General features: G+C 45.2%; 12 protein-coding genes. 3 read left to right on the plus strand and 9 right to left on the minus strand.

Annotated elements, in window-relative coordinates; translation table 11 throughout:
* The first annotated feature begins 51 nt into the window (after positions 1 to 51).
* Positions 52 to 1,467 carry a BREX system Lon protease-like protein BrxL gene (gene brxL, locus V6C93_RS06440; RefSeq protein WP_333475827.1) on the plus strand — a complete coding sequence of 472 codons (1,416 nt, stop codon included), beginning with the start codon at positions 52 to 54 and terminating at the stop codon, positions 1,465 to 1,467.
* Between the two features lie 54 nt (positions 1,468 to 1,521).
* Here the strand turns inward: brxL and V6C93_RS06445 are convergent, their stop codons facing one another.
* From V6C93_RS06445 to V6C93_RS06475, 7 genes are all read right to left on the minus strand, one after another.
* On the minus strand, positions 1,522 to 3,132 hold the full coding sequence (locus V6C93_RS06445) for a hypothetical protein (protein WP_333475828.1): 1,611 nt from the start codon (positions 3,130 to 3,132) through the stop codon (positions 1,522 to 1,524).
* A 2-nt stretch (positions 3,133 to 3,134) separates the two neighbouring features.
* Positions 3,135 to 3,920, minus strand: coding sequence for a hypothetical protein (locus V6C93_RS06450; RefSeq protein ID WP_333475829.1), 786 nt, complete (start codon positions 3,918 to 3,920; stop codon positions 3,135 to 3,137).
* 158 nt (positions 3,921 to 4,078) lie between these two features.
* Entirely contained in the window at positions 4,079 to 5,233 is a 1,155-nt protein-coding gene (locus V6C93_RS06455) for a Fic family protein (RefSeq protein WP_333475830.1), read from the minus strand.
* Positions 5,234 to 5,375: 142 nt separating this feature from the next.
* Complete coding sequence (locus V6C93_RS06460; RefSeq protein WP_333475831.1) at positions 5,376 to 7,655, minus strand: DUF262 domain-containing HNH endonuclease family protein; 2,280 nt, start codon at positions 7,653 to 7,655, stop codon at positions 5,376 to 5,378.
* A gap of 16 nt (positions 7,656 to 7,671) precedes the next feature.
* Entirely contained in the window at positions 7,672 to 8,496 is an 825-nt protein-coding gene (locus V6C93_RS06465; RefSeq protein WP_333475832.1) for a phosphoadenosine phosphosulfate reductase family protein, read from the minus strand.
* A complete protein-coding gene (locus tag V6C93_RS06470) occupies positions 8,477 to 12,001 on the minus strand; it encodes a hypothetical protein (protein ID WP_333475833.1) in 3,525 nt (1,174 codons plus the stop codon). The genes V6C93_RS06465 and V6C93_RS06470 overlap by 20 nt, the downstream gene beginning before the upstream one ends.
* 10 nt (positions 12,002 to 12,011) lie before the next feature.
* Positions 12,012 to 12,971 carry a DUF4007 family protein gene (locus V6C93_RS06475; RefSeq protein WP_333475834.1) on the minus strand — a complete coding sequence of 320 codons (960 nt, stop codon included), beginning with the start codon at positions 12,969 to 12,971 and terminating at the stop codon, positions 12,012 to 12,014.
* A 347-nt stretch (positions 12,972 to 13,318) separates the two neighbouring features.
* Here V6C93_RS06475 and V6C93_RS06480 point away from each other — a divergent pair, with 347 nt between their 5' ends.
* Together V6C93_RS06480 and V6C93_RS06485 are read left to right on the plus strand one after the other, a co-directional pair.
* Positions 13,319 to 14,092: an AAA family ATPase gene (locus V6C93_RS06480; protein ID WP_333475835.1), complete on the plus strand. Its 774-nt coding sequence runs from the start codon at positions 13,319 to 13,321 to the stop codon at positions 14,090 to 14,092.
* Positions 14,092 to 15,489, plus strand: coding sequence for a ParB/RepB/Spo0J family partition protein (locus V6C93_RS06485; protein WP_333475836.1), 1,398 nt, complete (start codon positions 14,092 to 14,094; stop codon positions 15,487 to 15,489). Before V6C93_RS06480 ends, V6C93_RS06485 begins: the two co-directional genes overlap by 1 nt.
* A gap of 354 nt (positions 15,490 to 15,843) precedes the next feature.
* On the opposite strand, the gene V6C93_RS06490 is transcribed toward V6C93_RS06485, so the two are convergent.
* Positions 15,844 to 16,314, minus strand: a complete 471-nt coding sequence (locus V6C93_RS06490) for a hypothetical protein (RefSeq protein WP_333475837.1) — start codon at positions 16,312 to 16,314, stop codon at positions 15,844 to 15,846.
* Entirely contained in the window at positions 16,307 to 17,485 is a 1,179-nt protein-coding gene (locus V6C93_RS06495) for a ParM/StbA family protein (protein ID WP_333475838.1), read from the minus strand. The genes V6C93_RS06490 and V6C93_RS06495 overlap by 8 nt, the downstream gene beginning before the upstream one ends.
* Positions 17,486 to 17,739: the final 254 nt, after the last annotated feature.

Here is a 17,739-nt window from a genome sequence, read left to right on the forward strand (position 1 = left end):
TATGACCCTTCGTGACCGCGAAGCTGGGTTTTGAGTTTCTTGGGAGTAGCGATGACACTAACGTTTGAAGACAAGGCAAGCCAGCACTACAGTGAGGTCTGTGTAAATAAAGGGTTGGTACGCAAGGCAGGACTTGGCGCACGCAGTCTTCCTGTATACGTCAGTGAGTGGATTGTGTCTCGCCATGCCACAGACAGCAACCTAGATGAGGTGGCTCGTCAGCGAATGCAGGATTTCATCAACAAACATCTGCCATCCAAAGACCAGAAGGAGCGCCTCAAAGCCAGGTTACAGCAAGGAGAATCGCTCTTGACCCTGGATGAGTACAGTGTCGAAGTCAACTTGCAAACCAACGACTTAATGTTGAAGATTCCTTGCTTGGACGAAAAAAAAGCTGGGATTGAATCCCACATCGTTGAAAACTACCCGCTGTTATTGGGAAGTGGTGTTTGGGGTGTAGGCAGGTTAGAGTATCAGCCGCCAGATGAGATCATGCGTATGCCGGGGCGAATTCACATGGTCGATTTTCGCCCCATGCAAGCTGCCAGTATTGATATAGAGCTTTTCTGCGAACAACGCAAGCATTTCACACTCGCTGAGTGGCGCGATTTGCTGGTAAGCAGTATGGGTTACAATCCCAGTTTTTACTCACCAGAGCAGCAGATGCTACTCGTTACTCGCCTGATTCCCATTGTTCAGGAGCGTGTTAATTTAATTGAGTTAGCGCCGAAGGGGACTGGTAAATCTTTTGTCTACCTGAATTTATCGCGTTATGTTCGCTTGATATCAGGTGGCAAAGTTACGGCGGCAGTGCTATTCCACAATAATGCTACTAACCAATCCGGTCTGTTGACGCAATTTAATGTAGTCGTTTTCGACGAGGCGCAGACGCTCTCTTTTGATAATCCGGGTGAGGTAGTTGGGGTACTCAAGGACTACTTGGAATCAGGGCGCTTTTCACGGGGAGGCAAACAGCAATCAGCAGCAACGGCTGGTATAGTTATATTGGCTAACATTCCACTCGATGCTGACGGGCAACCCCGTTTTAGCAATCTTTTTTTGAATCTGCCTCAATTCCTGCGGGAAACGGCTTTCATCGATCGCATTCACGGTATCCTTCCCGGTTGGAAGCTGCCGAGAATTCAAGAGACAGCAATTTCTAACAATATTGGATTCAAAGCTGATTTTTTAGGTGAAGTTCTCCATAGTCTGCGTCACCGAGCTGGCTATACAGAATATGTCACAAATTATGGCAAAATCCTGGGGACGAAGGATGTGCGCGATCGCAATGCTATTGAGCGACTAGCTGCTGGTTATCTCAAGCTTTTGTTTCCCGATTTGCAGTTAAGCCATGATGAATTAGTAGAATACTGCCTGCGTCCAGCGGCTTCTCTACGGCAGACTGTCCGCGATCAACTTGCAGAAATGGACCCTGAGTATAAGCAACTGACTATAGAAGTAGCGTAATCGTGCTATTGCAGGTCACGATACCATATCTAGAAAACTTCTCAAAGTAATTATTCACCCCGAAAGATATTCCAAAAATTCAGCTATTGCTGCATTTCTTATTCTTCTTGCCCGCTTTTCTCCGACATAACGCATCATGTTTTGCATATCTGCTTCAGACGTATCTATAACATCCTGAATTGTTAGCAAGTTATGCTCCTTCAATTTATTCTTTTGCCATTCACTTAAGTCTAAGATGTCAATAGATTTACGGAGTTGAGTATAAAGTATTGCTATTAAGTCATCAGCGGATTCTTGCTGTATATCAATAGCCAAGCCTTGAAACAATCGATTTCTTATACCGTACTCTGTAAATCTTTGTAGGCTAAGATTTCTGGCTCTAGTCATACCAGCATTAGTCGGACTAGCTTCAAGAGATAATACGCATCCAAATTTTAGTTCATAGCGAGTCCCAAACTCAGAATTAGTTCCACGAACAGCCTCTCCATTCTTTCGGACAATCCCTGTATATTCGAGAAGCCTCAATGCTTCTTTTACTGTTTCTGGAACATCTCTATGAATCCAAAAGTAGCAGGTAGATTCATTATATTCGGCTCGCGTTTCATTTTTTTGTCTTGTAGCAGGTAATACATCATTCTCAATAAAATTTCTACCCCAATCTACTAAAAGTTTATGTCCTTTGTATTTATCACCGAGTCCAGTATGCTCAGTCCATATATCTGTTCTGTAGAAGTTTTTAATAACTTCATTAACATCTTTTGTCCTCATTTTTGGACACCTTTCAACTGTTTTTAACAGCATTCTGGGATTTCCACTGGCTGAGTAGGCAAGAACATTAAAATTTTCCCTATGCTCATTTATAGATTTTGCTAAATTTTCATCGGCTTGTCTCAAGACAATATCTTTCATGCTTGCTAAATATTCATCACTTAAAATATCTCTTTCTATTCTTAAATAAGTTGCGTCATGAGACATTTCAAAGGTGTTACCATAAGAGGTAACACCAGGATACACTGCTGCCTTACAACTAATATATGGCGACCTCAAATCTCTAAAAAGAGTAAAAAACTGTCGTTGTTGTTCTGGTCTAAAAATATGTACAGCTTCATCAAAAAAGAAGCATATTCTCTTAACATTTGTATCTTCGCAAATTTCCTCTATAGCATCCTTAAAATGTACTAAATCTGGAATTTGCTCTGGAGACACTGCCTCTCCAGAACCCTTATATGAATCTTCATATGCTTTGTAAATCTTGTTGAACTTTTGTTCAAGACTTTCGGGATCTGCTTCCCTATTCGACAATAGGGCGGTAGCAGGACTTGCTCCTATAAGCAGTCCTTTTCTACGTAAAGCTCTTATTAGCTTGTAGCAAATAGAAGCTAGCATCCAATGCTTAAACTGTTCTGGATCATTAGTATGAATAAGTGAACTAGCAACAAAAGTTATATATACTGGTAGAATTCTATCTACAGTAAAACTATTATCTAACTCGACTTCTGCCATACGTATGAGAAATGATTTACCTGTACCACGACTTCCTTCAAGAATTACAGAATCTGATGATTTTAAAGAATCAATTATTTCTCTATCTTGTCTGGTACTTACAAAAAAATCCTGAATTTTATCTAGCTGTATAGACTCTGTTCTAAAATAAAATTCACTCATTTCTATTCTTCCATTGCTCCACCAATGATTTTTCTGATTTCCGCTATATGCCCTACGAATTCAAGCAAATGTGCTTCTAAACGATTAATGCTAGAAGATTCAAGCTTTTTCAGAAATCTTAAAGACAATGCAAAAGAAATAATTTTTGATAAGTTTGAAAAATTGTTTAGCCACTGATTAAAAAGTTGCTCGTTGAATACAATGTTGGATTTATTTACTTCCCAAGTAAATGCGTTTCCATGAACAAATTCAGATAGATTTCTATATGTATCTTTAGCAAGTTTGTTATAGACTTTAACAGAATCCTCTAACTCTGGAAAAAATCCTCTCGCCCATCTCCTGGAAAAAACCCCCTGGTCGGTATCATCTGTATCAACTAATTGATGCCAATATATATCACGTTGACCCTTTTCCCATTCTCGAAAGTCCAATTCATTAGTGGAGAAAAAAATTGCAGATAATGATAGTTCAAGAGCCAATCGCAAAGATGTAAATGATTGTCTGTATAAACCCGAAACTACTGAAAGAGCGGAAAGCTGTAATTCGCTAGCAGCATATTTTAGAATAACCGCCTCTCCTCTAGGTTTAAGGACATCATACCAAGTCAATAAATCATCAACAAAAGAATGAATTTTAGCAAGTTCATTATCCCTTTTTAGGGATTCATTCATAGTGATGCTTGATGATTCAAAAATATCTTTATAGTATTGATGTAAGTCCATCTTTTTTGCGATCGCATTCTCATGTTCAGCAGTAATTTGCTCCTTATAGGCAAGCCGTTCTAGCATGGTCTTCCCCCGAGTCCAAGTATAGTGTCTTCAGTCACTATGTTCTTGCTCGTAATAGGCGTTATTTTCCTGAACCGACTTCCGTTATTTTATGAGGAATATCAGCCAAAATCCTTGAAAATGCGTAGAGATCACCTGTATTGAGCGGTCAAATGACTTTATTCGCTTCCGCTATTTTCCGGAACCGATGCCCTTATTTTGAAGCACGCCTCCACCCATTCCTCCGCTAGTTCATAACTACGGATTCTTACCCCAGAACCAGCCAAGACGGGATTGACCAAGCCATCTTCAGCCCACTCTTTGAGCCATTCACCAGCAGTACGGTCTGAGACCCCAAACCAAGATTCGATATCTGAACGGTTGATGAGGAAGGGATTCTCGACTCCATCGAGAACTCGCGCCAGAAGTCTCGTGAGAACTTGTTGTTGCTGACGCGGTAGTCTTTCCCAAGGGGGAGCATCAGGAGCCGCTCCTTGATAGAGAGATTTGGCTTTGGCTTGCAGTTCATCGGCTGCACGCGCCATCGTCTCGACAAAGTAGAGCAGCCAGGGTGTGTGGTCAGGGTCGTGACGACCTTCGTAAAAGTTCACTGGCAGCCCCATCTGCAAGTTTTGGTAGTAGCGATCGCGGTCAGCATTGAAATATTCATCAAAAGAGAAAAACCCACGCATCCGGTAACTAGAACGCCACAGTTCAGCAGTAGCCAGAAGTCTGCCTGTACGACCATTCCCGTCGTCAAACGGGTGAATGCTGAGAAAGCGGTGCGTGAGGATGCCTGCACGGATAGGGGTTGGAAGTTCTGCCGTCGCAGGTGAAGATAGCCAATCGACTAATTCGCGCATCAACATAGGCACATCCCCTGGTTCAGGTGGTCCGTAATCGATGGTTCGCGTGAGGGTATCTACAACGGGACATTCTGTGATTCGATACTCGCTGCGGCTGCCTCGCCGCCCACGACCGCGCACAATCACGATTCGATGTAGTTCTTTGATAAATGCTTCCGTGATGGGTGTTTGTGCTTCGGCAAATTCCTCAACCCGGTCGAGCGCACGCCAATAGTTACGAACCTCTTGTTCTGCATCACTTCCTGTGCGATCGCTGCGAGCGATCGCCCGACGGACAGCTGCTTCATCTAAGGGGTTGCCCTCAATTTGAGTTGAGCTGCGCGTACTCCTTTGCAAAGCATCGTGGCGCAGGCGCAGAGTTGTATCGGGTGGAAGGGGTAACACCTCGATGACAGCACGCGCCCCTTCGATGACTCCCAAATGCCTTACCAGATCGTGACTATAAGTAAAGCGTGGTACAAAACTCATTGATTAACGTATCGCTCTTGCGGCTAAATAAGATTGAAAGTCCAAAATATCTATGAAATTTCCGTCATCGTCATAGGTGACAAGCTAGGCATAGCAATTCATCATCTGGCTATTTTTACTTGTACCTCAGCTTAACTGCCGCTCAAGCCAGCCACCCATGAATTCGCTCCCAAAGGATGTCGCACATACGCTCAGTTCTCTTGTCTACCAAAGACTTATCCCACTGTCCAGTCACTCCCAGCTGCACAATAGGCGTAATGTGATGCTTGTGTGACGTGTTCTTCAACAAATTAATTGTGTCGTCTTTCAAATCAACCCCATTGTCCTCCGCTTCCTTCTTTAAAGCGGCTAATTTAGCGGGATCTGTTTCTGATAAATGTCGGTAGTAAATCCATTTTTCAATCCACCCTTTATTACTGGCAGAAATGTTAATCTCTGTAGGGAGAAGTAGCAGGTTTCCAATCTGCTGATAATCATTATTCTTATACAGTTCCGTGTCCCAATTTGCGCCATCAGGCGCTTGTTTCGGTTGTTGAGGCGCTACATGCTCAATACTCTTAAAATCGTCAGAACGCCATTTAGCTGGTTCCAAATATGGATAGGAACCAGATGTACCAATTTTCATCAAACCTGGATTGGTTTTATCCGAAATGGTATCGTGTGAAGTGACAAACAGCGCAAACTTACAAACTGTTTTTGCATTATCGTATCTTAGATACTGCTTTGCCTTGTTCTTCCAGTCATCTTTTGTTCCTATCCCTTTTTCTAGGAGGACATCCATAAAGTATGTCTTTAGCGCTTTAGCAGTTAGTCCAGAATTGCCTTTTTCCCATGACATCTGCTCGCGAAGTAACTTCCTATATACGTCGTCAAGACCCACATTCGGTAACGCTGACCGCCAAAGCGTGAAGAAGGCTGCAACGGCTTTGCAGGCAAAAACAAACTCATTATCCGCATTGGGTTCCTTACGGATAGCAAGAGCGTAAAAGCGACTTAGGACTGTGTTTGCCATTTTATGTCCTGCATCCTGAAGATACAGGACGCAGAGTGCCGCCTGCTTTCTATGTGGTTCGGGTACTCCCTCTGTTTCAGGTATAGCGGTAAGTCTATTCGGATCAAAATTGATTGCCTTCAGCCAATACGTAGCGAGATCGCCCATCCTGCGGATGAACTCTTCTCGCTCTGTCATAGATGTACATCCGTTGTATCTTTCAGTCAACCACCTTCTTTGGGCGCTGAACTGGGTAGATAGCTTTGTGCCATCGTGTGTTAAGGCAAATAGGGTGAGATAGTCGTTCGTAAGCTTGTTCTTACTAGACGCGCTCCGCAAGGGACTCAGCAGTTGATCCACTTGCTCGAAATACTTTTTAGATTTTGATTCCTTAAATTCTCCCCTATTTGAGCTAACAACATTGACCACTAATGGCTTGAAAGTTTCAAGTGCAGTCAGGGGTGTTCCTGTGGCATTGAGCGATTGAAACATATCAAACGCCCAATTTTCTGATACTGGCTCAATCAATGTAAAACAGCAACGTTCAAGCAAGTAATAACAAAAAGCAAAAAGCTGTACGAGGGAGCATACTTGCTTTTCAACAGCCGACATTGGAGTTCCACGATTTTCAACCAAAGATTTCAATTCTGGTCTCTCGTAGCTCCACAAATATATTTCAGACATGGTTTCCAGGATTTTCCACGCAGGCGGAAAATCTTCATTAGCTGATTCATGGGCTTTTTCAACGTCGTTCAGCAATGAGTTAATTCTTGTAAGGTTTTTTCCGACGAGCGAACCTTTTGGAGGCTTCGGGAATTCTGATTTGTCTTTGATAGCGCGGATAAAGGATGCCAGAAATGACGAAACGTCAGACCTGTAGTTGTTGTCATCTCCATCAAACGTCCACCCATCGTCTGCCCCCCGGATGATAATTGGCTTTCGAGACGGTGAACCACGCTTTAGATCAAACGAAAATACTTCCAGAAGAGTTGCTAAATAGCTATCAACTGCCTCCTTTATGCCAGCGTAATCATTATCGCTGGGCAATCTTTCCCTTATCTGATGCAGTCGTTGGTAAAGTAGGCAAGCAAGCAAAGCAATTGTTGAGATTCGCTGCTGCCCGTCAATTACGTTGTCGATTCGTGATGGTAGCGCACGGTTGTCTCGTGGGTTAATATTGACAGCAGGATTGCGTTCTGTGACAAGAATAACTGTTCCTAGAAAGCGGATAGTCTTGTCTTCAGCGAGAAGAGCATCAACACCACGACAGATGTCTTCTATTAATTGATCGATGTTTTCTTTGTCCCAACTATATTCCCGTTGATACAAGGGAATGTAATATCCGACCCCTGGTCGCTGAAAGAACGCCGACACCGTCTCGCTTGAAGTGCCGAAAGCTTTAGAGATGTCGAGCATTTTTACTCCTTTCAAAAAACTTCGTCATTAGCTAAAGATGACAAGCTAGGCATGGCAATTCATCATCCTCGCTGTCAAGTACATCTGCTAGTACCTCTGCTAATGGACGATTAGGAGCAGATTTCTTTTTTTCAGCCATCATCTGTTCATGTTTAACCATCGCCCTCTCATGTTCAGCAATAATTTCATCCTTGCGTTCAAGGAGTTCTGTTAGTGTCTCGCCTTGAGTCCAGGTGTATTGCCTACCGTCCTTATGTTCCTGTTCATATCTGACTGCTTGTGCAAACAAATCTGGATGTTCCTCTGCAAGCCTTACCCACTCATATTTGCGCTGAAAAAAACAGAAGAAACAACCAGAGCGACTGCGCCAGCGATAATAGTCTGGTAATCCTATTCCACTTTCCTCAAGGATACGGTAGATATCTGCCTTAACAAGCCCCCGTTCTTTGAATGGAAAAACAGGTTTAATATTGGACTTAATCGTAGAGATGTAGCCCTCACGATTTTCGTCAGCCCGGATGCCAATGTAGCTGATGGCTTCATCATCACCGACAAACTTCTCTAAAGGGATAATCTTCAGCTGCTTTGTACACCAGCGCATCTTGGGTGAGGGAAAAACTCCTCCGTAGACATCAAGCCAATGGTCAAACCCACGCTCGGCACTGAGGTAATGGATTTTAATTCCAAGGCGAGCCTTGATGCGCTCAAGATATTCATAAGTCTCTGGCAATTCTTTCTTGGTATCACAGAAGAAGTATTCCATCTGTGGAACTTCCTTGTGCATCAGGACTGCCAAGGCTGTACTGTCCTTGCCGCCTGAGAGTCCGAGAATGTGTCTAACCCGTTTCTTGCTCATACTTACGATTTTTACGCTTTGCCTGAATCTGATCAACATTGTCCTGAGGCGCTGAACCCAGAACACTTTCAGTAAACTTAGCAGCTAGAGCTTGCTGTAATTGAGGGTTATCACGTAGTATTGGCTTTTCCAAAATTTCTTTACCCAAATCCTCAAGAATTTGGTTCTGACGGTTCTGGTCAATCCAAACCAGCTCATGCTTTTCTTTACCGTCTGGATAGGTGAGTGTGAGCAGGCGTGCGTCGAACCCCTTATTTGTAGAGTTATCAACCTTTGTCCGTATTAAAGTCTCTAGGTTTTTGAACTGCCTAGCAATATCAGTCAGTTTTATCTCAAATCCTGCAACATCCTGATCTGTCCAAGATACAACAGGTCTGTCAGCTACAATCATCAATAGTGCCTCTAGCCATTCCCGCTTGGCTACGGTTTCATCCGTTGCAGCCTTTGTGAAACGATCAAGAAGGCTACCTTTCAGACATTTACCTACTAAATAGTTAGCTCGAACCCGCAAATTTTCCCGCAGCTTTGTCTCGCTACTCGGAACTCCAAAGGCATCGTGGAGACGTGTTTCACATTCATTCAGTAAGCGTTCATAGGCAGTCTGAATCTCGTTGAGTGATTGAATAAGCTTATACTTGAGTGTTCGAGCCTTTGTGCCATCGTCAGCTTCATCAGCAACGATAGGCTCTAACCCGCAAGCTTGAGGTAAGGATGTGAACAGCAGTTCATCTGGTTCTTGAGCATTTTCCAAGGTTTGCAAAACAGCTTTAGCGTCATTACTAATGCTTTGGGTTTTAGTGGTGTAAGCTGGTAGCTTTTTCACAAACTGAAGTAGTGGTTTTACTACTTCTATCAGGGTGGTATTCCTAACCCGTGAAGGCTTCCGCTCATTGGGCTTTTTCAAAATATCTTCCAGTTCCTTAAATACCTGCGCTCGCAGCCCAGCTACCTCAAAATACTTAACAGAAAAACGGGATTGATCTTTAACCAGCAATTCAAAATGTTCTGCCCCCAAAACCGGAATAAACGTACCATCCTTATAAACACCAACATCATCAACGTGGTGCAACAATACAGCTGCTAACAGCACCGGAATAGCTCCTCGTTTGACTCCATAAGGGGGTGATTCCAGATGCTTGTAGAGCAAGTCTAAGTTTCTTGTTTTTTCCTTAGCTTGCAGACAGAAATCGTTAATTGCTTGCCAAACTGACAACACACCTGAGTCTTTTAGGGGGGGGTGGAATCCCCATTCTTCCTTTTCCTGCCTATGAATACCTGTCTTACCAAGCAGCGAATCATACATACTAACTTCAGGACCATTGCCCTGCAAGCCCAATCTTTCCTGCTCTGGGTGCTCTAACATCGCCTCAATCAGTTCCCGTCTGGCTTTGGCTCCTTGGGACGTGAGTTCACGGCGATTGATCAGCTCGTTCCACAATTTGAGACCATCAGGGTAAATCTCGTCACAGACCTCCGACAGCTTCGTATTGAAGTCTGTAACGTGGCTGATTGTTTCTTGTTTCCCCTGAATCCAGCAGACATTTTGATTGATAGCCACATCAAAGGCTTGCTTCAAGCTTTCATCTAGCAATCGTTTGGCGTGTCCTAATCGGTATTCAACTTCGCGCCTAGCAACTGCATCGGTTTGCAGTTGAGGGGCACTGGTTTTGATTTTCTGGAGTGCGGCAAATTCCAGCGCCCTGATTCGCAGTACATCCAGTTTTGTGACACCCAGCACGATGAGCGGTTTTCCATCGGCAGTTTGGGCTGGTACTTTGGTGGTAGGTAATGCCTCATCTAACCAGTACCCGATCAGACCATCGCAGTTATTGTTAGTACAGTGAAGAGTTTCTAAGTTGTTAGAAGCATCGAGATACTGACGCTCAAAGTAGCGTAGAGTGCCGGTTTTGTAGCTGTGACGTTGAGCTACTAAGGTATGAAGAGGAAATATCGCAGACAAAAGACTGGCTAAGGGCTTCGCTTGAGTTTCAACTATTGCATCAATCTCACCCTCAACATCAAAATCAGAACCTTCCCAAATCCGCAATTCATCTAGTTGCCGGAGATGGGTAATAAGTCCTTTTTCTCGAAGGTTATCAATAACTTGCTGCCAGCGGTTTAGTTGGTCGTGGTCTGACGCTTGCTCGCACATTGCCAGCGTCACTAAGCTACGAGTTGCCCTGAGAGCACCAGTGGCAGTCACAAGGTTCAACGTTCCAATCGTTTTCAACACTTGTAGACTGTCAGAATCGAGATGTCTAGCATCTGCGATTAAACTCTGTACTTCTAGCCACCGCTGAAGGTTTGGTCTAGAAGCTAAACCCATGCCGACCGATTCTATAAAGTAGTCGTAGATTCGATGCAGCTTTAGCGTAGGGAGAGCATTTTCCTCAACTGTTTCCTCTTTTAGAAGATTCTTAAAAGATAAGGGTTCATCACTGGTAAGAAATGTAAATAATGAGCGGTCATTCTGGGCATATCGAATGCATAACATCGGCAATACCATCGCCGCAATCGGATGCAATGGGTAGGCATCCGCCAGAACTTTAGGCGTAAGATCGTTTGTTATGTTTCTTGGCAGATATTCAAACCATTCTTCTGCCCATTCATGAATCCGAGAGTGAAATGGAGCTGCCTGAGATCGATCAATTGCTTCACCAATTAACCGCATCATCTGTCCAGCCGACTCATCAAACGGAATATCCTCAAACCGTCCATGAATCTTCTGCCATTCGTTACGCTCTTTTGATGCTAATCTCTGGCTGTACTCGGCAAATGAAGAGTGCAACAGCCCCACTAAATAAACCTGAGAACCGTCTTTTTGAGAAAGTTCAGTTAGCTGCTGTAGCAGATATAAGTCTTCATCCCCCTGATTGGCAGCAGCAAATTCTAGATTCTTGCCCAGTTCATCTATTATCAGTAAGACAGGTGTTTGGGCGGCTTGGGCAACTTCCTGTACTAGGCTTGGGATATTCCTGCTGTCGATGCTTGTGTCTCCACAAGTGATTCCTAGTACCAAGTTTTCTAGTTCTCGAGCGATCGCAAGCTGAGGGCGTGTCCCTTGCCAAAACATTCCGGCACCTCGTTCAAGAGCGCGTATGATTGTGTGGCTTAACGGTTCACGCTGGGACGTGGCTACTGCTCGAAAAACCCCCCGCTCTGGTAAATTTGCTTCCAGTGTCCGGTACTCAGAACTATCTGAACCGAGTGCAACAGCAGCGATATTCAATGCGGTGTGACGCATCGGATTCGTTGCTGGCGCACAAAGAGAGGCTAAATAGTGAGCAAAGGCAGACTTCCCGGTGCCATAGACGCCCGTCAACGTCCAAGCGCGGGTAGATTGAGTTCCCGTGAGTGCAGCCACGATGCGTAGTAAGGTATCTACTGCCCTCTCAGTGAGGACGTATCCTTCGACTGTGTTAGGCAGTTCCAAGTCCCGCTCTAGATTGATAGAACGAGAGTAACGACGATTGAGGCGGAAATATTCAGACAAGTTTTTTTTCATGGGATAAGCCTCACATCATCCTTGCTTGATAGTATCTGTCTAGAATCTCTTCTGCCAGCACATCTGGTTCTTTAATATAGGAAAGTTGAATTAACCCAGCTGTGTCAGAGAGCCTGATGGCATCCCACCCCGCTTGAACTTGCTCAATTGCCTCACAGATAGCACTCTCATTGAGTTTGAAAACCATACCAGGGCTTCTAGGATCGAAGGTTAGGCGCGAGATGGATATCGTCTTTTGTTCTCTCCCCACCCAGCTGGCAAACTCCAGGCAAGCTGAAACAATTATCTGGGCTGGTAAATTTCCCTTTGACCCAACTCGAAATGTGTAGCGTTTTGAGTCCCCAGCTTTTGTAATGATTCCCAGCTCTGTGAAGGGACAATCCAGGGTATCCTCGGTTGGTCCCGCATGGAAGTCTTGCTCTGCATACATTCGTAGAATACAGGTAATGTCCTTTTTCAGCGAAGAGTCTGCTATGCGGGTGGACAAACTATTTCTGTAATTACTCAGAGCTAGTAGTAACTCCTCGACTGAGAATTCAACTGGACGGAAGGTGTTGAACGTAAACTCCCAGGCAGTAGCATAGCAGGGTGGCTTCAGGAGATTCCAGTGCAATAGCCACAGGGAAGCGGGGTCTTCGAGAAACGGGTCCCAGCCGCCGTTGTCGTTTAAAAGCTTTGAGCCAAAAGGTGAAGGATTACTAAAACGAGCCTTCTGATTAGAGGCTGACTCCTCTTCCAACACTTTGAATGCCTTACACCAGTAGCGGATAGAACGTGCCATGTTTTTGCCAACACCCAAAAGAACCGGAGCGTCTTCCCGCAAGAAAACGTCTTTATCCTTAACTGCTGCATCAAACCCCTTCTTGATCCACCCAAACCGTGGGTGAAAAGTTTCGTGGCGGGCAAAGACGGGATTTACACTAGCTTTGAGATTAGCGGGATAAACTAGCTCAAGGCTCATTTGTGTCATTGTAATTTCCAGTTGAGTTCACTCGGCTCCCGTTATTATGACTTGCTTCCAGTTCTCTGCTATATCCAAAATCCCTAGTTTACTACTATTGCCTAACCAAGCTTTTCACAAGCTTCTTGAACGCCGGAACGCCATATATCGACTGCAACACGGCAGCAAACAGCGTACTGACTCAATCAACCGCTCAGGAGTGCGTTGTGTCGATATTGAGGAAAAGCCCATTTCATAGTTTGTTAGTCCAAAAGATTGGGTTCTAGAAGAAGAGGCGGGTGAACCATCAAAACTTTTGTTCCTTTTAGTTGTATCGTTGCAAGTATTGATTGTCCCTACTGGCAGAGATGGCACACATGAGCCGGGTAATTGCACTATTCAACCAGTGCGGCGGAGTCGGGAAGAGTACCCTGACCATGAATCTTGGCTATCATCTGCAAGAGCGCTCTCATCGCGTTCTCCTAGTTGATATGGACCCGCAAGCGAGCTTGACCATCTTTATGGGACTTGAGCCAGAAAAGTTAAACTCGACCGTCTCTGACGTGCTGGCGGATGAAGACTCCGATGAAGAGTTGAGCGAGTTACCAATCCACAAGGGGCTTCACGGTTTAGATTTAACGCCTTCTTCTATCAACTTATCAGCCACTGAATTAGCGCTCGTCAACGCGGATATGCGAGATGTCCGGTTGAAAGACGCGCTCTCTCCCGTAAGAAACCTGTACGATTTTATTCTGATTGATTGCCCTCCTTCGTTGGGGTTGTTGAGTTATATCAGTTTAGTCGCGGCGACCCATATCCTTGTCCCGATTCAAACTCAGTTCAAAGCCTTTGAGGGGACAAATTTGTTGCTTAAGACCGTGGCGCGGGTAAGGCGTCGCCCGAATCGAGACTTGAAAATCGCTGGTTTTATCCCTACGTTGTTTGATGCTCGTCGGAGTCAGGACGCCCGGACACTAGAAGCCATCAAAGAGCGGTTTGCTGGTGTGGGTCTCATCTATCCTCCCATCCCCTGGTCTACAAGTTTTGCCGACGCGGTTGAGGCTCGCGTACCATTGGGAATCTACGATAGTAGCCATAAGGCAATTGCGGTTCTCAAGTCCATTGTGAAAGACTTGGAGGTTTTGGTGTAATGGCTCGTAAGCGCTCGCGCCCTTACGGTTCGGATGTGACGCCTGTTAACTCCTTAGACGTTTTGTTTGGCGAGGAGCGTCCGGCAGCCGAGTTGGTTCGCACGGAGGACATTAAAACTCGGACTCAGCCCAGGCGCTACTTTGCTCCAGAAAAGTTAGAGCAGTTGGTGCAGTCGGTCAAGCAGCACGGGATATTGGAGCCGTTGTTAGTACGGCCGCTCCCGGATAATCAGTACGAGCTAGTGGCGGGAGAACGGCGTTACCGAGCTGCTGTTGAGCTTGGACTTACCGAGGTTCCCATAGTGGTACGGGAACTCAATGATACTGAAGCCCTGCAACTTGCCCTAGTGGAGAACCTCCAACGAGAAGACCTCAATCCGGTCGAGGAAACTGAGGGAATCTTGCAGTTACTGGCTCTCAAGCTCAATCTAACCCTACCGGAGATTCCCCCGTTGCTTTATCAGATGAAGAACGCTTTTGAGAAGGACAAGGGGAAAGATTCTGAGGTTAGGGATAACGTTATCCCTAACCCGGAATCGGATTCGGAGCAGGGCGTACAAGGAGTGTTCGACGAGCTGGGATTGATGAGCTGGTACTCGTTCACCTGCAATCGCCTTCCCCTGTTGCGGTTGCCTGAAGACATTCTCGAAGCATTGCGAAGAGGTGAAATTGAGTACACCAAGGCGAAAGCTCTAGCACAAGTCAAGGATGAAGCCGAACGCAAGGCACTGCTGGAAGAGGCCATCGCGCAATCACTCTCCTTGAGTCAAATTCGAGAGCGAGTCAAAACCTCTCAACCGCCGCCCGAACAAGGGGAATTCGCTGCTCGAATAGATGCGACTACTAAGCGAGTAAAAAAGTCAAAGGTGTGGGATAACCCCTCAAAGCGCCAGAAACTCGAATCTTTGTTGGCACAGCTCGAAGAGCTAATCTCTGACGAGGGAGAAGATAAAGATGAATCATTGCCCATCAAAGAAGCCATTACCGCTCAGAATAAGCCGCAGCCCAGTACCAATAATTCACAGGATTCTTTGCTCATTGAATCAAGTTCAGACACCTTAGAGAGCTATACAGATAGATCTCTGGCAATTCCTAATGAATCATCGCTCCCCCCAGAGGAAGCGGCTGAAAAGCCTTTTGACCAAGAAACTTCCTCAAGTGAGTCATCGGATGAATCAAGACCGGATGCCAAAGAAGAGCCGACTTTTGAAGGCAGTGAATTCACTGAATCACTGACTCATGCCGAGATGGTAGAGCGGTTGGGGGTCAAGAGTTCTACGCTTAGCGATGCCAAGAAAAAACCCAATTTCTCCTCCTGGAGTAAGAGTAAAGACCCAGACGCGATCGCGTGGCAATGGGTAGCAGAATCTAAGTGTTTTGTGCCCTTGAAAAACTAGGGTGATGAACTCCATAGCAATAGTGTGACGCAACGTTGCTATCAGCCGATGGTGCCTAAGTTGAGAACATGAAACAGTAAGGAGCGAACAATACTTGGTTAAGAGCTTAACAAACTGACTAATTAGATAATGACTATGTAGCTACTTTCTAAACAGAAATCATGACCCAACTTCCAGACTGTTCCAACCAAGGCTACCGGATAATTCGAGAACTCGGACGGAATCGCGAAGGTGGCGCATTACCTATCTAGCCACTCACCTCACTCAAGAGAAGCAGGTAGTGATTAAGAGGGTTTCCTCATTGGAAACCCTTTGGCAAGCCAAGATGTAGGCGACTTGAAAACTAAAAGCCGACTACAAACCAGCCGTGTTGAAACTCATATCAGCCGCATTTGAGTAACCTTCAGCACCTTCTAATTCCTCAAAGGCTTCTTCAGGTTGGGTTCGCTCCTCTTCGTTACTGGCTTGGGTGACAATTGATTGAGAAGGAAAACCGGACGGAGAAACACCTACTACAAGGACAGACAATCCGAAGGCAGCAGGGTCTAGCTCAAACGTGGCACACAAGTAACGAGCGCGAGAACACAAAGCAGCTACAGCCATTGCCGCTAACTTTTTCAACGCCTCACCTTTAACAAACGAACGCTCTCCACAAGCAACAGGCATCCAATAAGCTCGAATTGCTTCCAGCGTCATCTGATTGCACTCTTTTGAGCATGACTTGAGGTAATTGAGCGTCTCGCTATCAACCGAGTCAGCTTGAGGACGAAAGCGAAATCTGATGTTGAGATAAATAGGCACTTGCAGTTTTAAAGCTTTAGGCACCTCGTGCCACCTCCGCTTTAGAAGAAGTACTCTTTGAAGTACGAGTTCTTACACTTTGAGAAACTTCAAGCCAAATCGCATTACGCAGATATTCGTACAGACCAAAAGCATCACACATTCGATTGCCTGGTAGCGAACTCGATAACCCATTCGGGAGTTCGACGCCATGCCACGCAATCGTCGTACCTTTAAAGTAATCCGATAACTCTCGTTGAAGATAATCAGATGTACCACCGCAAAGTACTACTTCGTCTAAGCGCTGGGGCAACACCTCTCTAAACCAGCTCGTCAAAGACAAGGCGTACTCCTGCCGGGACGACATGATAGCGCCCTTGAGTTTAAGTAAATCATTCTTGCGATGCAACTCATCTGTTGACCTCAACACAGGAATAAGAGCTTTAAAATCGGGAGGCTCGCCAGCTCGCGAGATCACCTCAGCTAGCTGATTAACGTTCAAACCACTGGTTTTTTTCATAACCTTTTCCAGTAGCTTGATGAAGCCCAAATCTGAAGTTACCCGCTTAGTCACAGCTCCCCGTTGAGACAACAGTATAGAAGCATTGCGGAAACCAACCATCACAACAGCTATAGATTTGTGCTTTATAAGAGCGCTATCTCGGTTACGAGTGTGCATCAAATACACGCCACCACCTTCAGGCTTACAATCCCAATGAGCCAGGGTAACATTTAACGTTCCACTGGGAGTCTCAAATGCCTTTAATCCCTTTTCAATGGATGCTTTCAGTCGCAAGGCATTTTCAAATTCTCCAGGGGGGAGGAGAACGCCAACGGCAGCGGAAAATTCATTCCCCAACTGCAATTCAACAGAAGCCGCCCACACAGCAGCCAATGCCTTGGGAACTGCTCGCTCGACTTTTAGCTGGGATAAGCCTGCGTTGCCGTTAAACTGCTCTCGTGCCAAATACCCGACAACATAGAATCGTTCGTCGCTACCAACCCAAGCTCTATCACCGGGTAATGAGCCATCCATACCCATCTTTTGGTCCTCGTAAATCAGAAGAGAAGTTTTAGGGAGTTCGAGAACTTCAGGCTCCATGCATAACGCCTTCGGTTGTTTGTCACAACCCATGTAAACCACTTTGGTTAGTGAGCCACCAAAGTCCAAAACAATCAGTAAATCAGGAAAACCGTTTTTTTTCTTTCGACTCACAGCAATTAAGTTGATTAATTACAAAAAAATTCAATCCAAACCAAAACAAGTTATGGTCAGCCGGAGGTCACCCTGTGGTCATTCTTCGGTCACCTTGTGGTCACTCTTACAACACGAAAGGTACTGTGAGAAGACATTTCAGGCATAGTTAGGCACTCTAACTGAGACTTAATATCAGTTACCTTGGCCAGAAAAGAACCACAAAGTAGCCGTAACTTGACCTGGAAGTGACCGGAAATTAACCCAAATTCATC

The organism is Allocoleopsis sp. (assembly GCF_036703385.1).
Classification (GTDB): Bacteria; Cyanobacteriota; Cyanobacteriia; order Cyanobacteriales; family Coleofasciculaceae; genus Allocoleopsis.

Excerpts from the sequence above, each read along its gene's own strand:
- brxL (WP_333475827.1), top strand. The coding sequence starts at position 52 with ATGACACTAACGTTTGAAGACAAGGCAAGCCAGCACTACAGTGAGGTC.
- V6C93_RS06445 (WP_333475828.1), bottom strand. The coding sequence starts at position 3,132 with ATGAGTGAATTTTATTTTAGAACAGAGTCTATACAGCTAGATAAAATT.
- V6C93_RS06450 (WP_333475829.1), bottom strand. The coding sequence starts at position 3,920 with ATGCTAGAACGGCTTGCCTATAAGGAGCAAATTACTGCTGAACATGAG.
- V6C93_RS06455 (WP_333475830.1), bottom strand. The coding sequence starts at position 5,233 with ATGAGTTTTGTACCACGCTTTACTTATAGTCACGATCTGGTAAGGCAT.
- V6C93_RS06465 (WP_333475832.1), bottom strand. The coding sequence starts at position 8,496 with ATGAGCAAGAAACGGGTTAGACACATTCTCGGACTCTCAGGCGGCAAG.
- V6C93_RS06470 (WP_333475833.1), bottom strand. The coding sequence starts at position 12,001 with ATGAAAAAAAACTTGTCTGAATATTTCCGCCTCAATCGTCGTTACTCT.
- V6C93_RS06475 (WP_333475834.1), bottom strand. The coding sequence starts at position 12,971 with ATGACACAAATGAGCCTTGAGCTAGTTTATCCCGCTAATCTCAAAGCT.
- V6C93_RS06480 (WP_333475835.1), top strand. The coding sequence starts at position 13,319 with ATGAGCCGGGTAATTGCACTATTCAACCAGTGCGGCGGAGTCGGGAAG.
- V6C93_RS06485 (WP_333475836.1), top strand. The coding sequence starts at position 14,092 with ATGGCTCGTAAGCGCTCGCGCCCTTACGGTTCGGATGTGACGCCTGTT.